The organism is Proteiniphilum sp. UBA5463 (assembly GCF_002427225.1).
In the GTDB taxonomy this organism is placed as follows: domain Bacteria; phylum Bacteroidota; class Bacteroidia; order Bacteroidales; family Dysgonomonadaceae; genus Proteiniphilum; species Proteiniphilum propionicum.
Genome location: NZ_DIQL01000026.1, coordinates 14,222 through 39,797, shown reverse-complemented (window position 1 = coordinate 39,797; position 25,576 = coordinate 14,222). Strand labels below are relative to the sequence as shown.

The 25,576-nt window shown below is 42.9% G+C and carries 17 protein-coding genes; 5 read left to right on the top strand and 12 right to left on the bottom strand.

Annotated elements, in window-relative coordinates:
* Both B3B27_RS04660 and B3B27_RS04655 read right to left on the bottom strand, forming a co-directional pair.
* The coding region (locus B3B27_RS04660; protein ID WP_286846956.1) for a carboxypeptidase-like regulatory domain-containing protein at positions 1-486 on the bottom strand (486 nt) is incomplete at its 3' end.
* Positions 487-756: 270 nt separating this feature from the next.
* Positions 757-1,119, bottom strand: a complete 363-nt coding sequence (locus B3B27_RS04655; RefSeq protein WP_238868089.1) for a hypothetical protein — start codon at positions 1,117-1,119, stop codon at positions 757-759.
* A 360-nt stretch (positions 1,120-1,479) separates the two neighbouring features.
* On the opposite strand from B3B27_RS04655, the gene B3B27_RS04650 reads away from it, so the two are divergent.
* The 5 genes from B3B27_RS04650 to B3B27_RS04630 all read left to right on the top strand — a co-directional run bounded on the left by B3B27_RS04650 (position 1,480) and on the right by B3B27_RS04630 (position 8,366).
* The gene (locus tag B3B27_RS04650) at positions 1,480-2,016 is read left to right on the top strand and encodes an HD domain-containing protein (protein WP_238868088.1); all 537 of its coding nucleotides are present in this window, start codon (positions 1,480-1,482) and stop codon (positions 2,014-2,016) included.
* A gap of 82 nt (positions 2,017-2,098) precedes the next feature.
* Positions 2,099-2,710: a nucleotide exchange factor GrpE gene (locus B3B27_RS04645; protein ID WP_238868087.1), complete on the top strand. Its 612-nt coding sequence runs from the start codon at positions 2,099-2,101 to the stop codon at positions 2,708-2,710.
* A gap of 1 nt (position 2,711) precedes the next feature.
* Positions 2,712-3,869 carry a molecular chaperone DnaJ gene (dnaJ, locus tag B3B27_RS04640; protein ID WP_238868086.1) on the top strand — a complete coding sequence of 386 codons (1,158 nt, stop codon included), beginning with the start codon at positions 2,712-2,714 and terminating at the stop codon, positions 3,867-3,869.
* A 172-nt stretch (positions 3,870-4,041) separates the two neighbouring features.
* Positions 4,042-5,643, top strand: coding sequence for a beta-N-acetylhexosaminidase (locus B3B27_RS04635; RefSeq protein ID WP_238868085.1), 1,602 nt, complete (start codon positions 4,042-4,044; stop codon positions 5,641-5,643).
* A gap of 98 nt (positions 5,644-5,741) precedes the next feature.
* Positions 5,742-8,366, top strand: a complete 2,625-nt coding sequence (locus B3B27_RS04630) for a glycoside hydrolase family 2 protein (RefSeq protein ID WP_407681801.1) — start codon at positions 5,742-5,744, stop codon at positions 8,364-8,366.
* A gap of 209 nt (positions 8,367-8,575) precedes the next feature.
* Here B3B27_RS04630 and B3B27_RS04625 read toward each other — a convergent pair whose 3' ends face one another.
* The 10 genes from B3B27_RS04625 to B3B27_RS04580 all read right to left on the bottom strand — a co-directional run bounded on the left by B3B27_RS04625 (position 8,576) and on the right by B3B27_RS04580 (position 25,573).
* The gene (locus B3B27_RS04625; protein WP_286846954.1) at positions 8,576-11,374 is read right to left on the bottom strand and encodes a M60 family metallopeptidase; all 2,799 of its coding nucleotides are present in this window, start codon (positions 11,372-11,374) and stop codon (positions 8,576-8,578) included.
* Positions 11,375-11,744: 370 nt separating this feature from the next.
* A complete protein-coding gene (locus B3B27_RS04620; RefSeq protein ID WP_286846952.1) occupies positions 11,745-12,668 on the bottom strand; it encodes a dihydrodipicolinate synthase family protein in 924 nt (307 codons plus the stop codon).
* 24 nt (positions 12,669-12,692) lie between these two features.
* Positions 12,693-13,967, bottom strand: a complete 1,275-nt coding sequence (locus tag B3B27_RS04615) for an MFS transporter (RefSeq protein ID WP_238868080.1) — start codon at positions 13,965-13,967, stop codon at positions 12,693-12,695.
* Positions 13,964-17,200, bottom strand: coding sequence for a cyclically-permuted mutarotase family protein (locus B3B27_RS04610; RefSeq protein WP_238868079.1), 3,237 nt, complete (start codon positions 17,198-17,200; stop codon positions 13,964-13,966). Before B3B27_RS04610 ends, B3B27_RS04615 begins: the two co-directional genes overlap by 4 nt.
* 386 nt (positions 17,201-17,586) lie before the next feature.
* Positions 17,587-19,008, bottom strand: coding sequence for a sugar porter family MFS transporter (locus tag B3B27_RS04605; protein WP_238868078.1), 1,422 nt, complete (start codon positions 19,006-19,008; stop codon positions 17,587-17,589).
* 5 nt (positions 19,009-19,013) lie between these two features.
* Positions 19,014-20,123 carry a DUF4434 domain-containing protein gene (locus tag B3B27_RS04600; protein ID WP_238868077.1) on the bottom strand — a complete coding sequence of 370 codons (1,110 nt, stop codon included), beginning with the start codon at positions 20,121-20,123 and terminating at the stop codon, positions 19,014-19,016.
* Between the two features lie 18 nt (positions 20,124-20,141).
* Entirely contained in the window at positions 20,142-21,221 is a 1,080-nt protein-coding gene (locus B3B27_RS04595; RefSeq protein ID WP_238868076.1) for an SGNH/GDSL hydrolase family protein, read from the bottom strand.
* Between the two features lie 411 nt (positions 21,222-21,632).
* Positions 21,633-22,529, bottom strand: a complete 897-nt coding sequence (locus B3B27_RS04590; RefSeq protein WP_238868075.1) for a PIG-L deacetylase family protein — start codon at positions 22,527-22,529, stop codon at positions 21,633-21,635.
* 44 nt (positions 22,530-22,573) lie between these two features.
* Complete coding sequence (locus B3B27_RS04585; RefSeq protein ID WP_238868074.1) at positions 22,574-24,286, bottom strand: FAD-dependent oxidoreductase; 1,713 nt, start codon at positions 24,284-24,286, stop codon at positions 22,574-22,576.
* 45 nt (positions 24,287-24,331) lie between these two features.
* Positions 24,332-25,573: a phosphodiester glycosidase family protein gene (locus tag B3B27_RS04580; RefSeq protein ID WP_238868073.1), complete on the bottom strand. Its 1,242-nt coding sequence runs from the start codon at positions 25,571-25,573 to the stop codon at positions 24,332-24,334.
* Positions 25,574-25,576 lie beyond the last annotated feature (3 nt).

The following is a 25,576-nucleotide window of genomic DNA, read 5'->3' as shown; positions in this document are numbered from 1 at the left end:
GCGTAAGCCGGGCTGGAAATTCAGTGCCTGCGCCAGGTTTTTCGAGTTGGTGGCTTCCAGCATCTTTACATCCACCACGCTCACCAACGAGGGGGCCAGCATCCGGTTGGTTTCGTTCCGGTTGGCCGACACCACTACGGCGTTGAGCGGGATGCTCTCCTCTTCCATCTCAAAGTCTATCTCTAGTGAAGTATTTGCCCGGATCGACACCTCTTTTGTTATTGTTTTGTATCCCATCATTGAGATCTCCATTGTAAAATTGCCTGTGGGTAAATTTCGTAAAAAATAATGCCCCGTAGCATCAGTTGTGATGGCTATCATAGTTCCTTTTATTCTTATGGTCACGAAAGGAAGGTGTTCCTGCGTTTTTTTATCAAGTACATGCCCGAAAATATGCGCATCAGTTTGGTTCGGTACCCCTTCATCTGCCTGTGCATAGACTGAAATTGTAATGAGGCATAGAAGTAGCGTTATAATATTCTTCATTTTTTTATTTGTATTAAAAGATAATAATTCGGCAGATTTTTAATTAACCGCCATGTAACAAGGTCGTTATCAGTGGCTCTTTGAGAACCGCCGAATTATTGAATTTTTTTTGTTTGATAAATATGTCTGACTTAGATATGCTGCAAGTTTTTTTAATGTAAAAAAGTCATGACAGGGTAATTTCAGCAGTACATACCACTTTGGGCAACCTTTCTTCTTAAAAAGAAGTTGTCCGAGAGTTTACAGTGGCCTTTTCTGCAGAAATCACAATTACCGTGGAAATATTTCTAATGCTGGAGGGGCCCTCAACTGCTTCGGGGCAGCAAGCCTGATTAGGTGTGTGTATTTGTAAGATTCCGGATGAAACAGGGCTCCCGTGAGATAGTTCCCCGCAAAAATCACCTCCGGTATTATGTCTGTGGTGGTAGAAGTCTGGTGTATCAGATCAAGTAGTTGAAGTTCTTTTTCAGTATGGTCATGTTGTGCCTGCTTACCAAATTTATATGGATGCGAGTGAGTGTACGTTATGTAGTTAATAACGTGGGTATGAGTGAATAAGGAGGCGCCGCCTACATATAATGTAAACAAGACTAATCCAAACCACTTGAGCAAATTATTTTTTACATGACACATATGTTCTTCTGCTGTAAACTAACAAAGATATTGTTTTTTTGCATATGGTCTGTTTTATTTGTTTTTTTTATATTTTTTATTGCTTTTTTATTTTGCATTCTTTAATATCGGTACGTAATCTAATGCCTGATTCGCATACCTAAGCTGTCTTTAATATTTTACCAATGAAGGTCAGTACATAACCCCAATATTAACTTAAAATGAAACACATCTGAGAAGTGTTTCTCAAAAGTACTTTTACTATCATCTTTCTATTGATTATAGATGACTTGGAATTCAGTAATGCAAGTTTTCAGTTCGGAGATTTTGTATTACTTTTGTGAATGTAAAGTTCAACACCCAATAGTCCCGCCGTTTTTTATGGACACTCAGACGATAATAGATAAATATTACAAAGAAGGAACAAAGCTCTATGATATATATATGTCGCATTGTTCAGATGTGACAAACAAGGCCCTCTCTATCGTTCAGGCGCATCCGGAATTGGCAGTGGATACCAGATTCATTGAGGAGGCCGGGATGCTTCATGATATTGGGATTTTCAAAACCCATGCTCCCCATATTGCATGCGAAGGCAGCTTTCCCTATATTTGCCACGGTTATTTGGGACGTGATTTGCTGACATTAGAAGGTTTCCCCAGACATGGGCTGGTGTGTGAGCGCCACACCGGCACAGGGCTTAGCCTGGAGACAATCATAAATCGTAAATTGCCTGTTCCTCATAGAGATATGCGGCCTAAAAGCTTGGAGGAAAAGATAATTTGTTTTGCTGATAAATTTTATTCAAAGTCTCAACTGGGAAAGGAGAAGCCTTTAAAAAAGATAAGACAAAGCCTGGGCAGGCATGGGCGGCATCAGGTAGAAGTATTCGATGAGTGGTGTGAAATATTTCTCTGAGACAGCACACCCGGTTTTTATTGATTTTTTTTTGGCAAACTATTTGCAGTGTAAGTTGATGGGTAAATGAATTGAAAGCAATATGACTGAAAACAATAACAACTATACAGATCCCGGAGAAAGGGAAAAAGAGATGAATGAAAAGATGAACGAAGAGATGGCTAAAGATCATAAAGATAGCCTTGAAGAAAATGTAATCGAGGAAAAGACAGACAATTTGACAGAGGAAAAGACCGATTTTCAAAAAGAGCTTGAAGAGTCACGACAGAAGTATGATGAGCTGAATGACAATTACCTCCGGTTACATGCCGAATTTGATAATTTTCGCAAGCGCACACTAAAAGAGAAGGCAGAACTGATTAGAAATGGCGGAGAGAGAGTTCTGCTTGATATTATCTCTCTTGTTGATGATTTTGAACGTGCGCTTTCATCACTACATGCAGCTGAAGACAAAGATGCCATGCTCCAGGGTATTGACCTTATCTATACGAAATTTATAAACTTCCTCAAGCAACATGGGGTGAAAGAGATTGAGTCTGTCGGACAACCTTTTGATGCAGACCGCTTTGAAGCTGTAACCACCATTCCTGCAGAGGAGGAGTCACAGAAAGGTATTGTGATTGATTGCATACAGAAGGGGTATGAGTTGAACGACAAGATCATTCGCTTTCCAAAAGTAATTGTGGGAGAATAAAATGGCAGTTAAAAGAGATTATTACGAAATACTGGGAGTACCTAAGTCAGCCTCGGCTGACGAGATAAAAAAAGCCTATCGCAAGAAAGCCATTCAATATCACCCGGACAAAAACCCGGGGAATAAGGAGGCGGAAGAAAAATTTAAAGAGGCGGCAGAGGCTTATGAAGTGCTTAGCGATGAGAACAAGCGTGCCCGTTACGATCAGTTTGGACACGCGGGTGTAGGTAGTGCTGCTTCCGGCGGTTTTACCGGAGGAGGTATGTCTATGGATGATATATTCTCTCAATTTGGTGATATATTCGGAGGCCATTTTGGCGGTTTTGGCGGTTTTGGCGGTTTCGGGAGTTCACAACGAGGAAGAAGGGTTAACAGGGGCTCCGACCTGCGTGTGAAGGTGAAGCTTAATCTTAAGGAGATCCTTAACGGTGTTGAAAAGAAGATAAAAGTAAAAAAATATGTGTCGTGTTCACATTGCGGAGGGAACGGTTCCGAAAGCGGTAGCTCGTACTCTACATGTTCAACCTGCAACGGAGCAGGCGTGATAACGCGTGTGGCAAACACTATCCTTGGCCAGATGCAGACCACCTCAACCTGTCCCACCTGTAACGGTGAAGGGAAGACTATTGTTAAAAAATGCACCTATTGTAATGGTGAGGGTATAGTGCGTGACGAGGAGATAATACCCATAAGGATACCTGCAGGCGTAGCCGAAGGCATGCAACTTTCATTGTCTGGAAAAGGCAATGCAGCACGGCGAGGGGGAGTAAATGGGGATCTACTTATTGTTGTGGAAGAGGAGGAGGACCCTAACCTTATACGTGATGAGAACGATGTGATTTATAATCTTTACCTGAGCTTCCCCACTGCTACTCTTGGAGGAACAGTTGAGGTACCGACTATAGATGGAGTGGCCAAGGTGAAAATTGAACCTGGGACACAACCAGGCAAGGTGTTAAGGTTACGTAACAAGGGACTGCCTTCGGTAAATGGCTTTGGCAGAGGTGATGAGCTTGTTAATGTTAATGTTTACGTTCCTGAGAACCTGAGTGACAAGGAACGCAAGTGGTTGGAAGAGATGGAAAAATCAGAAAACTTTATCCCTTCAAAAACGGCAAGGAAAAAAGTTTTCGATAAGTTCAGAAAAATGTTCGATTAACAGCCATAATAAAATAACATTATCTATCTACACAAAAAATAGCGATGTATCCTTTTCCCGTATGTCGCTATTTTTCTATTAAAAGTAAACGTAATGAATATCCGAGTAAGATCCAAAGATCCAAAGATCAAAACATCAAAAGCCTAAACTAAATAGATATAAATTTTATATTATGAATCTAAGAGAATTATTGTTGGTTGTAACGCTGTTCCCATTGTTTGTTTTTAGTCAGGTTCTTCCTGTGGAGTATCAAATCATCCCCCGGCCCCAATCTGTAAGTTATGGTTCCGGTGAGTTGAAACTGGGAGAAAAAGTTAAACTTTTTTTCTCTCCGGGACTGGAAAAAGAGGCGGAATTGCTGAACTGCTACCTTGCCTCCGGGAACGGGATTAAAATGGAAACAGTCCTCAGAGAGAAGATTGCTGATATCGTGCTTCGTATAGATTTGGCTTTTAAGTCAGAAAAACCGGAAGGATACCGTTTAGAAACAGGTAAAAATAGCATCAGTATCACTTCTGATAGTCCCCAGGGTGTTTTTAACGGTATACAGTCATTACGACAGATTATTCGGAAAAACGAGAAAGGCTTCACTGTGCAACGTGGAGTAATAGAAGATTACCCTGCCTTTGCATGGAGATCTTTCATGCTCGATGAGGCTCGCCATTTTAAGGGAAAAGAGGTAGTAAAACAACTATTGGATGAAATGGCTTTGCTGAAAATGAATATCTTTCACTGGCATCTGGTTGACGACCAGGGCTGGCGAATCGAAATAAAGAAATATCCTCTCCTGACCGAAGTAGGTTCAACCAGGGATTCAACCGAGGTGGATCATTTTCACAGCAACCGTTACGACGGGAAGCCACACAGCGGTTACTATACCCAGGATGAGATCCGGGAGATAGTTGCTTTTGCTGCCGATCGTAATATTATGATTGTGCCTGAGATTGAGATGCCCGGTCACTCAAGTGCTGCTATTGCTTCTTATCCCTGGCTTGGCACAAGCGGTTTGGAAATCAATGTGCCTTGCAAGTTCGGCGTTCAGTATGATATCTACAATGTTGCCGATCCCCGTGTGTTTGCATTCTTCAACGATGTGTTTGACGAAATAATAACTCTATTCCCGTCACCGGTAATACACATAGGAGGTGATGAGCCGCGTTACGATCAGTGGAACGCTTCAGATCAGGTGAAAACCTATATGGCTGCAAACGGACTAAATACACCTGCCGAATTGCTGGTGTTTTTCACCAATAATATTTCAGAAATGCTGAAAACCAAAGAAAAGCGAATGATGGGCTGGAATGAAATTACAGGAGATAGGCTTCACGATTACCATTCCGATGCAGACACCAAAGGGTTGTCGCAGAAGCTTGCTGAAGGTGCTATTGTGCATTTCTGGAAAGGAGACATAGATAAGATACTGAATACCATAATTAAAGGATATGATGTGGTGAACTCGAATCACTCTTTCACTTATCTCGACTACAACTATAAATCCATTCCTCTTTCTAAAGCATATTCTTTTAATCCGATACCTGAAGGCTTACCGGAAGGGCTAGAAGAAAAAGTACTTGGAATGGGTTGTCAGATGTGGGGCGAATTTATTCCAACCTTGGAAAGCATGAACAGGATGGTGTACCCGCGTTTAGCTGCTTATGCCGAGTGTGGCTGGACGAATAATGATCAGAAAGATTACTATCGCTTCCTCATGGCATTACCCGCTTTTCTTGAACGCTGGAAAAATGCCGGCATTAATTATGGTCCTGTTGAGTAATTTTAAATATTTATGGAATGAAGGAAAAACTGTTTTATTTGGCAATTGTTGCCATTCTGTATTGTTCTTTTCCGAACTTGCAAGCTTCTACTACGGTTATGCCGGAATTTTCAAAAGCTGGTTTTTTTGAAGTTAAAGATAGCGGGCGTGACATATTTAATTTTAATGTAGGGTGGCGCTTTTACAAAGGAGAAGCTTCGCAGGCGGAGCTCCCCGGCTTTGATGATTCAGACTGGGAATTGGTGAACTGTCCGCACGGCTTGGAGTGGATTTCAACCGAAGCTAGCGGTTGTAATAACTACCAGGGAGAAGCCTGGTACCGGAAACATTTCACCATAGACCCGTCAATTGAAGGTAAAGTTCTGAACCTCTATTTCGAAGCCGTGATGGGTAAATGCAAGGTATGGCTCGATGGCGAGCTACTTGGGGAACATTTTGGAGGTTACCTGCCGTTCTCGGTCGAGCTTACAGGAAAAGTGAAAGCCGGTGAAAAACATGTTCTGGCCGTTTGGGCAGACAACAGCAACGATCCGGATTATCCTCCTGGCAAAGCTCAGGATGTACTCGATTTCTCGTACTTCGGTGGAATTTACCGCGATGTCTGGCTTATTGCCACCAACCATATCTACGTGAGTGATGCTAATCGCGCGCGCAAGGTAGCTGGTGGAGGGCTCTTTGCCCGTACTTCTTCTATCTCGGATAATGAAGCTGTTATTAATGTACAAGCTGATATACGGAATGAGGCTAAGATAGATGAAAACGTACTTGTTCAGCTGGTTCTTAAGAGTGCCGAGGGGGAGGTTGTTTCACGCTCTTCCGTTCCGTTGGAAATTGGTGCTGGCTCTTCGGCAACCATCAGCAGGGAGATCAAGATAAAAGGAGCAAAGTTATGGACACCGGATGATCCATATCTCTACAAGCTTGAAGTGCTGGTCCTGAATAAAAAGAAGCAGTCTTTAGACGGCGTTGCAACAAAAGTGGGGGTCAGGATAATTGATTTCAGGGGAAAAGATGGATTCTACCTTAACAACGAACCCTATCAGGGCAAGCTGGTAGGGGCAAACCGTCACCAGGATCATGCCTATGTGGGTAATGCGCTCCCCAACCTGGGGCAGTGGCTCGATGCATGCATACTGAAAGAGGCAGGCTGTGATATTGTACGCGCAGCTCATTACCCTGTCGATCCTGCATTTATGGATGCATGCGATGCACTCGGGCTCTTTTATATTGTGGCCACGCCAGGCTGGCAGTTCTGGAACGATAAACCGATCTTTGCCGAACGAATTTACGAAGATATACGAAACATGGTCCGCCGCGACCGGAATCACCCTTGTGTACTGATGTGGGAACCTATTCTTAATGAAACATGGTACCCAGTCGATTTTGCCCGGATTGTGCACAATATTGTACATGAAGAATGCCCCGGGCAGGGAGTTTTTACAGTGTGCGACTGGGAAGCCAGGGGGCAGGAGAATTTCGATGTGATATATTCGCATCCTTTTCAGTATGGCTTTTGGGATTACAAGTACGACAATACGCCTGAAAATGTTAAAAAGATGTCACTCGATTACGAAAAGGAGGATCGCTGTTTCTTCAACCGTGAGTGGGGCGACTGCGTAGACAACTGGAATTCTCACAATTCCCCGAGCCGGGTGAGTCGCGGCTGGGGCGAGCATGCTCAGTTAGTGCAGGTAAAGCATTATTCCAATCCTGATTATTTGTATACCTGTTGGGAAGCATTATATCAAGCACCCCGCCAGCATGTTGGAGGAGCTTTATGGCATTCGTTCGATCACCAGCGGGGTTATCATCCCGATCCGTTTTACGGAGGTATAGCTGATGTTTTCCGACAACCAAAGTATTCGTATTACCTGTTCGCAAGCCAGCGTGATGTCAGTGATAAAAATCTCCCGATGGTATATATTGCTCATGAGATGACTCCTTTTTCAGAAAAAGATGTAACCGTTTTTACAAACTGCGATGAGGTCCGATTGATTGTCTTGGGAAAAGACACATTGGTTCAGAAACCTGCAGATTTGGGGATGAAAATGCCGCATCCGGTGGTGGTGTTCAAAGATGTGTTCGATTTTATGGATATGAAGGAACTGTACCGAAAGAATAATGCGGCTGATGCCAACATGATTGCTGAAGGGTTGATCAATGGAAAAGTGGTTGCGCGGTATTTGAAGAAACCAGCTCTTAGGCCCGCTAAAATAGTGCTTACTCTTGAAAACAAGGGTGTCGCTCCTGAAGCAAACGGTTCAGATTTTGTGACTGTGGTCGCTTCGGTTACCGATGCAGAGGGTAATGTGAAAAGGTTGAACAATTCATCAATCCGTTTTGAGGTTGAGGGCGAAGGAGAAATATTGGGCGGCCCTGAAAGTGAGGCCAATCCGCGCAAAGTGGAATGGGGAACAGCCCCGGTGCTTATCCGGTCTACTTTGAAACCGGGATTAATAAAGGTCAGGGCATCGGTTATTGATGAAGGTGTCCACACGCCTGCAGCGGGAGAGTTGATATTTGAAACAGTTCCAGCGAAAGATCGTATGATATACAGCGAAGAGGGCAGGGCTTCAGCAAGCGTTTCGTTAAGTGTAGTGAACGTTGATAAAAACAATGACACAGAAGATCTTTCACGGAAAGTGACGGAGCTGGAAACCGAACTGAGGCAATATAAGCTGAAGGAGGTAGAACGGCAACAACAAGAATTTGAAGGAAAATAGATTCCCCTGCCCGTTTAGAATATTCTAAACCGTTATAAAATTTTATCCCGTTGATATTAAAATGCTGTTTCGCTTTAATATCAGCGGGATTTTTTTGGCCTTCTTCTTTTTACCGTGGTAAATCGTATTATCACTCTACTTCATAACCGTGAGGATTCCATTTATTGAAACACCAGCAATAAAAGGGTTGAGTTATTATTAGTCTATCATCAAGGGCTCAACAGCTTTCTAACACCATCAGCCTGTACAGCATATACTTTGCAGTTGATATTCCATAAATCGGCTGGGAGGGTGAAGGAATACTTGTTGCTGAAAAATTTCAATTCATCTCCCTCCTTCACTTCAAAACCAACTGCTTCATCACCATTGCTTATGGTAATGGTATTACCTGTTTTAGAATAAGAAACAGATTTTGTGATTTTGGTGTTGTTTTTGTACTGTTTGTTAAGTTTGCCCACATCTCCGTAATTTGCTCCGTCGCGATCTTCAATATATTGGATTACCTGTTTTGGTTTGGGGTAATTTTTAGATTTCACATATGTGATAGTTTCATTCACCATCTCCTGTGTGACTTTAAGATGAGCCTCGTAATACTGATTTATTATTATATCGACAGGACGGAAAAATCCCCAGAAACCGAAGAAATCGGTTAAGTCGAGCTTGGCTGCATCACATGCATTACGCACATAGTTTAGTTGCGACCATCCGGGATTGTTAGCTATGGGGCGTCGGCCTGATTCGCGTGATATAGAGAAGAGTTTCGGGAAAAATTGCACATCATTTTCTAACCAATGGAAATAGCAGTATAGCTGCCAGTTCATTCGCAACGAAGCGTGTCCAATATCTTCACCACTGTAAGTACCTACGTTTGTGAAAACACGCTTCTCCAGTACGAGTGCCTTATTGTTTTGTTCCATTGTTTCGCCACGTGTCGGGAAAGAGGTCATTTTGTGGTGAATGAGATTTGAAAAGAGGTTGTTTGATGTTTCGGTATTCCCTGCCCAGTTTATTGCTCCCTGGTTCATGTGACCTATTTCGTGTGCCGGCCCCCACGGGTCGTCTTCGTTTTGAAGCATTACTGCCGGATTTAGAATTTTATATAGTGCACCTTCTCCAAAATTTGTCTGATAATCCTGTGCCGACATATAACCTGTTGGTGTGGAACGTGCATACATCCTGTTGTTCATTTGTTCGGGATAAATTCCTTCCCAGCCCATCAGGCTTTGTTGCCATGTCACCATCTCGTCCCAGAAATTAACAGTAGCAATGATTTTGTTGGGAACATATTTGCGAAATCCGTTATCGGTTACAAATTTCAGCATCATATGATTACCTTTTACATCGAAATAGGGGTAAGTTGCGGCAGCCAGCAGTTCTTTATATTTTTCGTCGGTTTTATGTATATTTATGTCCCAATATCCGTTCACCTTGCCGCACTGCATCGGGAAGTGCACGGTAATTGGCTTAGCCATTGGCGATTGAATATTGCTCACGTTGTACATAATATAGAACAATCCTCGATTACGTAGCCTGATTTTGTTTATTCCTTCGTTCAGCATGTAATTGTCGCCATTGAAATTTCCGTCGCCAATACAACGAAGTTGAATTTGGTTACCATTTGTTTTTCCGACTAAAACTATTATTTCTTCGTTTGCTTCGCCATAAATTCCAGTACAATTATCCAGTACCCCACGCTTGTTTATGATTAGTTTTTCTGCCCACTCCTCTGTTATGCTATACGGTTGATAATTAGCTATTCGGAAATCACGAGGATATGTCTCCTTTTTCATGCTTGTAGCAATGCTTCCGAAAAATAGAGGCAGTGCGTTTATTTCCGCGTCTGTTACTCCCGTTTTAAGTGCGGAGCACGAAATATCAGTAAAAACAGTGAGCAATTTTCCCGATAATGGATTGTCGGTGTTTATTTTAAAGAATTCCATCTCGTCGCAACTGGCATAACCGCCCAATCCCGATAGGACTTCAAATTTGATTTTTGTGGGTTTTTTCAATCCGTCTGGAAAGGTGATTTTTGAGGGGCTGCTGGTTTCTTTGAAATCATAGTCGCCATATAAACGGTATTCCTGTTGATCTTGCGTTGCTACATATAGTTTTAGTCTCCCGAAGTTGCCATTTCCGGAACGTGTGTGGTAAATAAAGTAATCAATTATATCGGGCTTATTGTCGAAATAGTATTCGAGTATTACCGGAAAAAAAGTTTTTCCAAGCCACGGAGAGTGATAAGGTGATCCTCCGAAGACACCATCATAGGTGTTTTCAATATTCTGTCCAGGCTGATATTGGTTGGCTTTACCCGAGGAAGGTATAATTTTTATATCTTTCGCCACTTCCACTTCACTTACAGATCCCTGGGCCGGCTTTTGGGTTACAAGCAATGTGTCTCTAGCAAGGGTTTGTTCTATAGGATCTGCCGACTTAAATATGACCATTGCCGTTCTTTCAGCCGGAGACTTGTTTTCCGTTATGCTGACATTATAGATTCTGGCTGTTTCGCTGTTTATAGTACATGTCACCCAACTAACCTCCTGTGGTTGAATCTCAATATCTATCTTTTCCACGTTACTTGTTACGGTTATGTTTCGGGTTGATGATTTGTAAGGCAAGTACAGCGAATCGGGCGATAAAGCCAGTGCCGGCGAATTGCCAAGTTGCTTCACTGTGACAACCCTCTCAAGCTTATCGCCGGTTACAGTTACTGCGCATTCCCTGGAGGCTGTTCCCCTGTTTTCTTTAACACTTATAATAAGCACATTATTATTTATTGAGCTTTTGGAAGCTGCACACCAAAGTGGTTCCGACGACTTTGCACTCCAACCCGAGATATTTGTAACAACTTCAATTGAGCGGCTCTCAGATTTTGTCTCGAAATTCTGGGTCAACTCTTTGATCTCAAGTCTTGGTTCTTCAATAATTTCATCGGGTGAATTGCATGAGCAAATTACTACAAACAATGATGAAATAAAATACAAAAACAGGTTGATTGTTCTCATACGGATTTTTGTAAAATTTTTACAAGCTTTTCTCTCTGCTTGCAAAAATGGATTTTGATTTTAAAATAATTGAAATAATTTTCTGCTCACCATAACCGTTATTTTCATTTGCCTCCTACTAATTCTGAGTCCCCTATTATAACTCTTTTCTAATGAAAATATTCCAAAACCACATTGATATTCAGCGAGTTGGAAACTATTAAAACCGGATTTGGGGATTTTCGGAGCAAACTCAATTCTTATTTTTTAAAATCTGCCTGGACCGGAAATTGCAAGGCAATTGCTTTTAATGCCTGTTATATCTCAAAACAAGTGAAAATGCAACTAATTTTAAATTACATCCTGCATAACGGGTATACTTGAAACTTGCCTAAAATTTATTACACCTGTTAAAAAAACCTATCGATTCCAGCTCTTTTTTAATAATCGTTTCCTCTTCGGCTGTCACATTCTGAAATGGTGTGCGGTTGATGCCCAGGTCCAGCCCAATCAGCTTCATGATTCGTTTGCCGGCCACAATATTTCCTCTGTACCGTGCAATTACATTTATAACCTCCTGTGCAAAATTCTGATGATCTCGTGCTTTTTCGATATTACCTTTGTTGTATTCGTTGATCACCCCAACAAGTGAACTTCCAATATAACTTCCAGTCCCACTGATGCCGCCTTGCGCACCTCCCATTACTAACGCCGAAAGTATGGTCTCGTCCTGCCCGTGGAGCATATCAAACTTCCCATTTTCATATAACATACACTGGTTGTATTCATAAAGGCTCTCAAAGGTATATTTAATGCCGGCCAGATTTGGGATGCGTCCTTCAGCCTTTTTCAGAAAGGGCAGCATGGGAAGATAAACACCATTCAATGCCGGGATGTGATAGAAGTAAAATGGCAGGTTGGGTGCACCTGTTGCAATCTCTTCACAATATTGCACCAGTTCTTCCACCCTTCCCGCTTTCGGGAATGGGGAAGCCATGGCTCCAACGCCGAAAGCCCCGATATCCTGCGCATGTTGTGCCATCCTGTAGCTATCCTTTATGCAGGTGGCTCCAACGTGCACAATAACTTTGAATCCGTCAGGTGCTACAGACATCCATTTTTCGGCCAGTTTCAACCGTTCTTCCACTGTCAGCATATAGCCTTCGCCTGATGACCCGTTTATGAACACCCCTATCAAACCATTCTTTTGCAACATGGTTGCATAGTCAGCTATCGGTCCTAAATCTACTTCACCCTTTCTGTCGAATGGAGTGAATGGTGCTACAACTAAACCTTTGATTTTTTCAAATTTCATAATTCCCGTTTTTGTTTTAAATTATTAATCTGTTTTTTCTTTATCGTGCAGATAGGTGAGCTCATGCTTCGGCTTCACAAAAAGTATCATCAAAATTATGGCTGCCAGCACCACAATAGATAACTTGCTGAAGTCGGCACCCAGATTACCCGCGTCTGTAGAGCTTCCCAGTATCAGCGTAACGGCATAACCCGCGAATACACCCATCATGTTCATAATTCCATAAGCAGTGGCACGGTATTTCTGAGGAATAATCTGGCAGAGTATCGGCATATTGTTTGTGTCGAACATGCCGTATCCAATGCCAAAAAGCATTGCTGCTCCAATCAGTCCGGCATATGTGTGTCCATACCCCAGCAGTATGAGAGAAGGGATGGTTAGTGTGAGTCCGATGACACTGGTGTATATGCGGCCGCGGATATTTTTCTGAACCCAACGGTCGGATAGCGGTCCTCCGATAAGCACGCCGATAAACGAGGCTATGGCGATGGAAATGGTAGCCATGGGCCCGGCTTTAGCCATTTCAATTCCCAGGTTTTCCGAAAACAGTGTGGGGAGCCAGTTTTTTGTTGCCCAGCCGGGAAAACTCGGAGCCATAAAGTAGAAAAGCATTATCCAGAAAGAGACAGTGCCCAGGATAATCCCAAATGAGCTTAAAACAGACGTTTTATTAATGCTTGCCTTTTGGGGATCCACATTCAGCCTGGCTGTCTTGGTGCCCGCGTGTCCCTCTTTGTCGTGCAGCAGGAAAATAAGCAGCATGGCATATACAATCCCGGCAATTCCGAACCAATGGAAAACCGTGTGCCATGAATAGTTTGCCGCGATGGTTGCACCGAATCCGCCGAGCGCCTGCCCGGCATATAATCCCGACATGTGAATGCCGATTGCCAGCGACCTTGTCTTCGACGAGTGGAAATCGGCAATCATCGCCAATCCCGTGGGCAGGTAAAGCGCTTCGCTGACGCCCATCAGCGCACGGAGCCAATACACCTGCTGAAAAGTTTGCGCGTAGCCTAATCCGTACGTTACTGCTGACCACACAAACAAGCTCCCTACAATCAGCCATTTGCGGTTTATACGGTCGGCAATTATTCCGGCTACCGGACTCATCAAACCGTAAATAAGCAGGAATATCCCCATTATTCTGCCGAAGTTTTCTGCTATAGCTAACTCTTTAATATCCATCTGCATGGATGATTGCATGGTGGAAAGCATTTGGCGGTCGAGATAGTTCAGCAGCGCTACAAACCAAAGTAAACCGACTAATATCCACGGATAGGCTTTACTGTTCTTCATATGTCAATCTCTCCTTTAATCGTAACTGGTGTACGAACGCCCGGTTTCAGTTCACCTTGTACGGCGTATAGCTCTTTTCCGCTGAAAACGAGTGTTGCCCCCGCACGGGCAGTGTTGGGTGTAACGTCAATTGTCTTCCATTTACCGGTAAACGTGTCAAATATACGACATTCCTGATTGAATTTGTAGTATTCTATGGGTTGAGTCATATAATTTTTCGAGAATTCAAAATTTTGCTGTTTACGCTCGTCAGCTGTTAAGTCTGCTTTGATTGCTATGCTGTGTTGAGAAGCTAAGGCATAGAGAAATAGATCGTGATTCACGCCTCCCAAACAAAGTATATACCTGTTGTCAACCGGCATTGCTGCAGCACCTCCGAGAGAAAATGGCTTTCCGGTCCCCGGATCGATCTGCTCTCCAGCCTTTCCCCATTTCCCGGCTGTGACATCATAGCAAAGCACATCGGTTGCCATTGCCGGTTTATTTTCGGTATCCCCGCCAAAGAAACCACCGAACAGGTAGACGTAAGGTTTCCCCTCTTCTTCAACGGCTGCCATAACAGGCTGAACGCGGGGCAGGCCCGGATAATCGGGTAAAACCGTCCATCCCGAATCGGTCTTCGCATCCATGAAATAAAAAGTATTTGACGGTTTCCCGTTCACGTTTCCTCCCCCAATAAAGACTTTGTCTCCAATAGAGCACCCGGCAAAGTTATCCATGGTGGCAGGTAATCCCGGGAACGGCTTCAGATCAATAGTGCCAGTCCCTGATAAGGAAATTCTATAAACGCTCTTCAGTGATTGCGAAGCGGTGCTTCCGCCAATCCACAATGCACCGTCCGAAACGGGGACGGATACACCGTAAGCCGATGAATGGGGCAAGTGTCCTATAAGCTTCCACTTATTTTTTGTTGAATCGTACAGCATAATTTCATTGTAAAATGCTTTCGAACCGCCTTCAAATCCGGGTTTTCCGGGGAAGTTGGCCCCGCCGGCAACCACTAGCTTGTTGTCTATTAGTGCAGCGTATGTAGCTGATAACCCCTTTGCCAGGTTATTATTCAACCCTTTTGTAGTTAGTTTTGTCCAGGTTATTTTCATATCGTTATTTGTATTGTTGTGTTCTGTGCGTGACGGTATCATTTCGGCAAAGGTTACAGCTAAATTTTCATTTGAAAAGGTTGAAGCTGGTAATTCTTCACCATTCACAAGGTTTCCATCGGAAAAGGAGCTCCATCCGTAACGTACGTATTTGGGATTTCTCACCATTTTTGAACTAACTCTGACAACATTCCCAATAACCTCTGCAGTTGCCGGATAAAACAATCCCGGATACTCAGCCAGCTCGAACGAGCGAAGAGGCTCCCCGTCAGAGGTGTGCAATCCTTCGGCATATTCGAAAAAGAGCCAGCCCTCTCCTCCATCGAAAAAGAGATCGCGAAACAACGGACCGGATGGAACAATATCCGTTATCTCGTATGTTCGATTTAGAGCCCATCGTGCAAGGCGTTCCCCGATCTGTTTTTTCTGACGCGGATGTACGTCGGTACTGTCGCCCAGATCTGAAGAGACAGCCATGCCGGTTTTTGGGACAAGGGCTGATAATCTGCGCTGACTGTCTCTAAGGTGCCCCCAGGTTTCTCTACCGGTTGCCGTACTGGAAAGTTGTACGAAATAAAAAGGGAACTCCCTATCCCAAGCCTTTCTCCAGCTTTTCACGAGAGTGGGGAAGATCACTTCATGCAGTTCCACATTATGCTCGTTCGATTCTCCCTGGTACCAGATAACTCCGGTTATATTTAATTTTGTGATTTCTGAAATGCCGGCTTCGTAAAGGTAGGCTGGATGGTAAGGATGTCGCTGCAGGCTGTTTTTGGATAACTCTATGTTCTTTGTTGCTCTTTCCCGGCACCAACTGTTTATATAATCGTTATTGTTCCAGTTTTGAAACATATCAACCAAACGGGGATGGCGTTCAAGTGTTAGCCGGTCTATCCATGCTTCAGCAGGTGAGCCACCTGTAGCATTCAGTATAAGTCCCATCGGGACACCTGTTTCCTGATGGATTTTTTTCCCAAAATGGTATGCCACAGCAGAGAAATTTCCGGCTGTCTCCGGTGTACATCGCTGCCATTCACCCATAGTAAAATATTGTAACCGGTTAATTTTTTCCAGAGTCTCCTCTTCCCATGCCTCATTATTGGTATAGGCAACAGGTTGCATATTGAGCAGACGTATTTTCGGGAAGTTGGCACCAGGAATATCTTCAGATGCTGTGGCTGCTTTACTTAAAATGAACTCCATGTTTGATTGACCGGAACAAAGCCACACATCGCCGATAAGTATATCTTTTAATATTATTTTTGATATTCCGTTCTCTATAACCGCCGTATATGGACCTCCTGCTTCCAAAGCTGGAAATTCAATCTCCCATTTTCCGTCAGCGCCAGTCACGGCTGATTTTTTATATGTGTTGAATTTTACCGCGACCTCACTCCCGCCATTGGCAGTCCCCCAGAATACGATTGGTTGCTTACGTTGCAACACCATTCCGCTTGAGAATGGAGGAGCTAACCTTAGTCCGCCATACTCTTGGGTAATTGCACCATAAACTGTTCTTGCAATAATACCGGCACCCTCACCGGTTGGATGTACTGCATCAGGCAGTAGGTCGGGACGGCGGTATAGCGGCGTATGAAGGTCAATAAGTGCTACATTATTGATCTCAGCAACAGTTTCAAGAGCATCCTGTACCTGCCAGAACCAGTCCCTGGTACTCGACTTGAATCGTTTGTGCCCGGTGAAGATGGGTGTTAACCTGCAAATTTTCACCTCTGCCCCGGGGTTTATTGTTTTAAAGGTATCAATCAGGCTGGAATAATCTCTTACGAACTCATCGCGAAATTTTGGCCAGCTTCTCGGATCAGTATCATTAAGCCCGAGATGAATGATAACGATATCCGGTTTATATGAAATCGCTTCTTCAAACTCGGGTAATATCCAATATGGCCTGAATCCGTTCTTTAACAATGAAGCGCCGCTGTGTCCAAAGTTTTTTACTTCATATTCTTTACCCAGCATCGCTTGTAGTTGAGCCGGATACTTTTCATCCTGGTTCTCAATTCCCACACCAAATGTCACTGAGTTCCCCACACAGGCTACTTTGACTGGGCCTGCAAAAATCCGTATTCCAAAAATCAGGAAAAAGAGTATAAAAAAATTTACATTCTTCATATTGTTGTTGATAGGATAATTGCAAAAATAATTAAAAATTCAAGAGCATGAACTAAAAATGTTCAATGCTCTTGAATAGGAGTGTTTAATTACGAAAACTTGCAAAATAAACCAATAGATGTATCTACTATTTGCTGTAATATAGATGATTGAATACTTTTTAAAGGCCGACTAATTGACAACATAATTTTCTAATTTAATTTCTGAGTCCTCTCCGAAAACCTTAAAACCCAATTTTATCGGTTTGCAACTTATTGAAAATCAATGATCATCTTGTGAAATTTTCAAGAAAAAAGACTTATTGGAGGAGACTCATTTCTCGATGCGAAAATAGCAGAAAATTAGATGTATTAATCTCTTCGGGCACATGTCTTACAAGAAGAGTGTTATAAAGATGAGCTGCTTGAGTTTTTACCTTTCATCCAGAATCGTTCGATCTCCTCCAGTGATTTACCGGCTGTTTCCGGCATAAGCTTCCATACGATCAACATATAAGGGATACACATGATACCGAACAGGAAGAAGGTTCCGGCGGGAGTAAGGGTCTCAAGCATCCACGGTGTAAGTTGCCCGATGAGATAGGTGCCTATCCAGAGAGATAGTCCCGCTATAGACATGGCGGTACCACGGATGCGGGTAGGATACATTTCCGACAGAAAAACGAAAATAACAGCACTAATGGATCCGGCTGTGAAAAATATGTACATTAGAAAACATACTAACAGGAAAATGCTTGATAGATTCCATGTGTCTCCCATTAAAAAGTAGGTTCCGATAAGCAAAAGAGAAACAATCATACCAGATACACCAATATAGACCAGCTTTTTCCTGCCTATCCTGTCTATGATTAAAAGTGCCAATATGGTGGTGCCCATATTTACCAGACCAATAAGCGACTGGTAGAACAGGGAATCTCCGCTGGAGAGCCCGCTGGCTTCGAAAATTGACGGTCCGTAGTACAATACGGCATTTACTCCCATAAATTGCCCCAAGATAGCAATAGCGGCTCCTATAATTACTGCACGGAAGATACCCGGGCTTAAAAGCAATTTCCATTCAGATTTTTCTTCCGACTGCAGCATCGACTTTGTTTCGTTTATCTGAAACGAAATAACAGATGAGTCATTATATATTTTTGCAAAAATAGAGGATGCCCGGCTTTCCTGTTCTTTTACAATCAGCCATCGGGGGCTTTCCGGAATAAAGAAAATGATGATAAAGAACAGTAGGGCAGGTAATGTTTCAGCTCCCAGCATACCTCGCCATACTTCTGTTCCAAATATTTTGAGTAAAAGGGGGTTGCTTGAGGAGAAATTTACAGACAGGTCAAGTAAAAAGTAATTCATCAGATAAGCTCCAAGAAACCCGACTGTAACGGCAAGCTGGTAGAGCGATACCATACGTCCCCGGTGCGATGCGGGTGAAACTTCCGAGATATACAGAGGGCATACTACGGATACAATACCAATACCTACCCCGCCAATCATACGATAAATAACTAGCTGATCAAGATTGGCAGAGACAGCACATCCTGCTGCAGAAACAGTAAAAAGTATAGCTGAAATCAGCATTGTTTTTTTGCGTCCCAAACGGTCACTTAATGTCCCGGCGAAGAGTACACCTGTAATCGACCCAACCAGAGCACAGCCTACATACCAGCCACTTTGCAGAGTTGTAAGCGAAAACTGACTGGAAACCTGCGAAACGGTTCCGGATATTACAGCCGTATCGTAACCGAATAAAAAACCACCCAATGCAGCAACAACGGACAGAAACGTCACATAGCCTAAATTATTTACCTTGTTCATCTTGTCTACAAGTTAAAGTATTCTTTATATCTGCAGTATAAGTTACCCGCCTGAGTGTAGGCAGACTGTGGACTCATGAAGTGAGAGAACTCAAAGGTAATGGCCTTGTCGTATCCGCAACGTTGAGCTGCCTCCAGCTTCATGCGCAATTTATCGAATTTTATAGGCAGGAACTTGATGGGCATATCGCGGTCGAAAGTCTCGGCATTTGTCCAACATTTCATACCATATTTATCGGCCAGCTTCTTGTTCACAGTGAAAAAAGCATCCAGTTCATCATAATCGATATGTCCATCCTGGAATGCAACAGCATCAACTACTTCGTGGATTCCCGCGAAAATCTCATCCCATTCCTTTTCGTGCTGCTGAACGGATACGGCTTCGTTTTTGGATAGGGAAATTCCGCTTGCTGCCACAGCTTTTTTCCCATCTATCCAAGGTGAAATAAATGTGGGTAATCCGCCAGATACATCTTTACACTGCTTACCCATTGCATAAAATGCTCCGATAGCTCCCTTGGTGGCGCGGCTTATCTCCCCACTCACATACCAGCCCCCAAAACTCTTAAATTTTTCGCCATAATTTTCCCACACCTCATCAATTACGTATTTGTTGTCTTCTATCTCGTGCGACATGTCGCCAGTAGCCCAGTAATGGCCAGAATCATACAATCCAAAGTAAAATTTCATATCATACTTCTCTGCGAGTCTCAAATACATATCCAGCAGGTCAACAGAAGGCATATAACATCCTTTGCCAAGCAGATATTGTGAAGGGTAAGTAATGAATTTCTTGTAACCCGAACGAATCATGATTACCGTATCAATACCTATTGCCTTCATGTGTTGGAAATCAAGATCCCATTCCGCTTCACCCCAGTTCTGGTGAGGAATATCATGAGAAATTTCATCTAAAAACGTACCTGTAATTTTGATTCCGTTGTTTCTCGGGACAATAAGTTCGCTTTTCAGTTCACTGTCCTTATATATATTTGAACCATTATCCTGCATAATATTTTTTTTGCTGTTGCTACAACTCGGCAACAATGGAATAGCAGCTGCTGATGCGCTGGCAAGAGCTGCTTTTTTAATAAAATCTCTTCTGTTGTTCAGCATAGTTGTCTGTATTATATGTTATTTGTTTTCTATACAGTATATTGCTCCAAAAAGTTTTTCTGCCATTCGTGCGAAGCCTGTATCGGTAAGATGTACACCATCAACGGTTGCTTCGCCATTATTACCTATCAGGTCATCACCTGTCAGGTAGTATATGTTTTTATCTCCACTGCGTTTAATCTTTTCGTATTCTTCTTTTAACAGTCTGTTCTTTTCCGTGATTGTTTCATAGGTCTTTCTATCGTAAAATGAATGAGGAAAAATGATTGTTTCAACGAAAAGGATCGGGGTGTTTGGATTGGTTTTACGCAATATGTTGAAAAAAGTCATTGTTTTTTCAGTCAGCTGTTTAGCGTTCACATTGGGAATAAAGTCTAGTATAAACATCGATGCATCCCGGCGAGTTGCCATTAATTCAGCAATCTCATAATCGAGCTGACCGTTTCCGCTGAATCCCAAGTTAATCACCTCCCTGTTTAATTTGCGGGTAAGGATGTTGGTATACGACATTCCCGGCCTTGAAGCACATCCTCCCTGAGTGATGCTGGTTCCGTAAACCAGAATGGGATGAGTTGTGTCGGGGTAGGGCAGTGCCGGATTTTTAATATAGGCGGTGGAGTCTATGCCTATTGAGAGAGAAATAATTCCGTCATAAAGAGGAAGAAACATTATATATTCCCGTTCCTGCGCCGTCATATTCGAGATAATGACCCGTTCGTTTGTCTTCCCTGTAGGAAGGCCTGCTTTCACAGGTTGCCAGTGATTTTTTTCCCAAGCATAGAGATCGATCCCCTTGATACCTGTATCGGTCATATGGTTCATATGGTTATCTCCCGCCACTTCCCATCTCGTAGAGATGGCACTGCTGTTTGTCCTGAAACGTAACGCTAGGCCGGAACTGTTTTTTCCCAAATTCCATAACGGAGCGCGGCACCTCTCTTTAAGGTAGGCCGGGAGTCGTTCGTATCGTGTCTCGGTTTCTTCCGATATTTTTCCTATAAGCTGAAACTGATCTGCCTCATAATATACCGTTTGCGCATGTATTTGCGATGTGACTAAATAGAGGATACATGCTAAAAACAAATTTACTTTTGTCATCTGGTTATTTTTATTATTTACATTATTGTCAGATGGATTTTTTGGCCCGTTCTTTAATTGTGCCGGATTCCTTCCTCATGTGTGGTTATGCCTGACGATTTAAAAAACGATCTTCTTGAAAGCTTATTGCTCTTTTTTTTGCTTATTTTTATCAAGTTGCGAATATTGTTTTTATATTTCTTCTTCTATTTCAATAATGAGTCCCCTCCGATAAGTCTTTTTTGCTGAAAATCCAACAAAGAATGCTATCGATTTCCAGCGAGTTGTGACCTTCTGAAATCGGGTTTTGGGGTTTTCGGAGCAGACTCAATAATCAACTGTTTTAAACGGACTTCTCGCACCTGACTGATTAAAAGAACGGAATAATTATCAGGCTATACGGCTATTAAGTCAAATTTAACAAAACCTTTGTTATTTGGGAAACATTGGGAATAATTCCCTGATCTCCCGATCGTCGACACTACGGCCAAATTCGCAGATTTCAAATGCTTCGATTGTTTTTACTTCTTTTGCCTTGCTCCCATACCATTTTTCAACAACAGGTCTGTCTTTTTCCTTTATCTCTCCCCGCTTCAGCACATATTCTTTCAGGATATATTCAATTTTCTCTTCTTGTGTGTCTGGAATGATCTTGTTGCTCCGGTTAATCCAGGGCAACCATTCATATATTTGGGATGCATGAGCATCAATGATATATGCTTTCTCTCTTACCACCGGTGTGATATCTACTACGATATCGGGGTTGGGCTTTTGACGATCAGCATAACGCCCTCTCGTATAAAGAAATAAAGGACTCTCGGTTAATGCCGGGACTTCTGGTAATATTTTAGGGACATTAACCAAAAATGCGGCATCTTGTACCAGTAAAGAGGTGTTCCGGTGATCAGGATGATAGTCATACGAAGGATGAGTGATCACAATGTCGGCTTTCCACTCCCGTATCAGTCGTATCACCTCCATGCGGTTTTTTAAATTTGCTTCCAGTTCCCCATCTTCATTATTGAGTATCTCGTATTCACAGTTCATTCGCTTCTTTACTTCCTGAGTTTCATTGTATCTGCGGATAGCTATCTCGTTTTTCGTGCCTTCATGATGTCCCTTATTGCCATTTGTAAGAGAGACAAGTTTAACTTTATATCCTGAGCGTGATAAAAGGATGCCGGTACCGCCCGTTGTCAATTCTGCATCATCGGGATGGGCACAGATTACAATTACTCTTTTCTCTTTGTTTTTCATACCTTCTGCATTCATGTTCATTGCGATTAGTCCTAAAATCAGAATCAATATTAAATGGCTTGTTTTTTTCATCTCCTGTATGTTGTTAATAATGTTTATAAAAGCTGCCTTACGGGTCAAGGCCATTCAGTTTCCACACCCTGCTTATGTAACATTTGTTGAAAATCCGTCAAAAGCTCCCGCTGTTCCCTTACAGCTCTGAAAGGCACCTCCTTCTTTTTTGCGAAAGCAATCAGTTGGCCTACCGCTTCTCCAATGCTCCACTCCACAGGGTGCAACCGGTAACAGCCGTTGGTGATATGAGTGGTGCCGATGTTTTTGTTGGCCGGGAGCAGGTTGTTCATACGTATGGGTAGCAGTGCGCCGAGTGGTATTTGGAAAGGAAGCGACGGAATGTCGATATAATTGATGCCACCTGTAGAGGGATGCAGGTCGATGGCATAAAAACCGATGCCCACACTGTCGAAAAATTCTGCGGAACGCATCCCTTTAATATCGCCGGCAACCAAACGTCTGTTTTCGGCTCCCACGTGTTCTTCCAGAACTGTGAATTCGGCACGGATGCGTCTTGATTCCCGGATGTAGGGATATTTTGCCATCCCGTCATGGGTGCCCATGATATCCCCTCGCAGCCTTAGGCCGTGCCATCCTTTACCGCCATCGGGTCTGGGCACCTCGGTTTGCAACCAGTAGAAGAGTGCGTGGCTCAACTGTTTTGCCTTTTCAACATTTTCTTTGAATGTTTTTTCCGGCACATCCAGCAGGTTACCCAAAAGAAAATCGTTTTGTGGCCAGTTGACAATGGTGATATCTCCATCATATGTGCCTTCAACAAAGTTTTGTCGGTTTATGATGCGACGGTAGTTCCATAAGTTGAAGAGACCTTCCGGGTTTTTCCCCGATGGGTCGAAGCCCACTTTCTGAGGTTGCAGCGTACGTGGATTAGAGTAGGATAAATCGAGCAACCTTCCCGACCAGGGAGGAGTCAATTCAGGAACATATTTTCTCCAGAAATCATACTCCTTTGGAGGATCCTGTACATTGTCTCTTCCGGGTTGATAATCCATTGCAAAGCAGACGGTAAATGCCTGGTTGTTCATCGGATCAGCCTTTTCGGGTGCATGCAGTTCTTTAGTGTCATGTTTCGATTCTGTACCTGTAATATATTCCGTATTTGTCAATGGGAGCAGATCTCCACATTCAGTTGCATCAACGAAAGAATCACCCGTTAATATAGTCCGGTCACCTTTTTCCATGCTCTTTACTGCTACACTTATTACCTGGTCACCGTAGACTTCGCTGCTCCATACCTTATGGTTAAGGAGAATCCGCAATTTTCCGGTACTAAGAAACGGCGAAAGCATATCTGTCAAGACGGACACGGCAACTCTTGGCTCATGACATATCCTGGATACGCTCCCATCACCCGGATTGAGATTTACCCGGCCGCGGGCCGCTTCCGTAAGCGGATAATTCTGACGGTAGTAGTTGCGTACCTTATTTCTGAACTCTCGATACGATTGCGGTGCGCCGTGGGTCTCGATCCACTGGTGTTCGTCGGGAGGGACTCCCTGCTGGGACACTTGCCCACCAATCCAGTCGGTCTCTTCGGTCATGATCACACTCAGTCCATTGCGGCAACAGGCAAGAGCGGCAGCACACCCCCCCATTCCTCCACCCAGGATGATGACATCTGCGTGTAGTTCACGTGATCTGGAATTAATGGACTTTTTTATATGTTTCTTGGAGGGTATAAAAGTATTATTACCCTTTAATGCTGCAGAACCTCCCAATAAAGTAGCGTACGTAATAAAACTTCTTCTATCCATCTTAATTCTCTTTATTTATTGTTTTTTAATTCTGAAATGTCTATATCAATATATTGCTACCATATTTGTAATGGTCCGTTGTTTACCATCGCTGGGAATTATTGTTTCCTTCCCATTTATTAACATGCATGATGAGCCTCCGCCATCCAGATTGATTGCCTCTGTACAGCCTAATTCCAATAAAATATCTGCTACATTCTTTAATGTCATGCCCGGTGTATTAGGCGTTTTATTTCGTCCTTCGCATACGAAGAGTACAACGTATCCGTTCGGGTGATATCCGACTGCCGAGCGGGGATGATTGTAATTGGGACCTACACCACTCGCCTCATCGAACAGTTCGTTTTCCCATAAATTCTTGTACTCTCCCTCTTTTATTAATAGGGGGCCGGCACTAATGGCTTCTTTAGGTTGCCATTTCACAGCACCTTCAGGAAAAATTGCTGAAGGTATGGGCATAGGCTTTTCACCTGATTTATTGGGAGAAGGAGAAGGATAGGCATATAAAATGTTATTCGAATGATATACCCACTGAGAAGTGAATGTACCATCGCTCTCCATCCCGAATGCACCTGTGGTGGGATAATAATTTGTGTCTACCCCGTTATATTTCCTTGTTGTAACCGTTTCTATTTTCGACACTGTCTCCCCGTTCTTTATGATCAGTCCCAATGAAGTTCCCGACCAGAAAAATCCGCCGTTAAGAACCACTTTGGGAAAAGAGTTAGCTTCATAGAACTGTGTAGGGGTATGATACCCTTTTTTTTCCCCCAGGATTTTAAATTTTGCTTTTCCTTCGCTCACATCAGCTACAGCGATGTATGCCTGTACCAATTTTCCGGAAATATCTTTTTTATATTTATATATGGACAGATATTCCGGAAGGTTGCCAAAATTATCTTTTTTTTCCCAATTGTTAGAAGAAATTACAAAAGGAATTGATTTATAACGCAGATTAACAATGAAAGTTGTAACTTCTCCGTTTCTTTTAACTGAGATTTCAGTTTTATTGGTTAGATCGTATATGGCGGTTGCCGTTTGAGGAGCGACCATCTCAACATTATTCGCTAACGTCAGTCTTATCTCCACTTGCGAAAAGTCTTGCCCACTTTCAAACAGCAAGTCTATCGTTTTCCTGAAGTTGTCAATTTTTACATCAAGAGCTTTGTGTGAAAGTACCTCAAGTTTGGTAATGTACCTGAAGTCAAATTCGTTTTCTTTGTTTTTGTCTGAACAGTTAAGCAACAGCAAAGAGAGAATGGCAATGCGAAAAAATATATGTCTCATTTT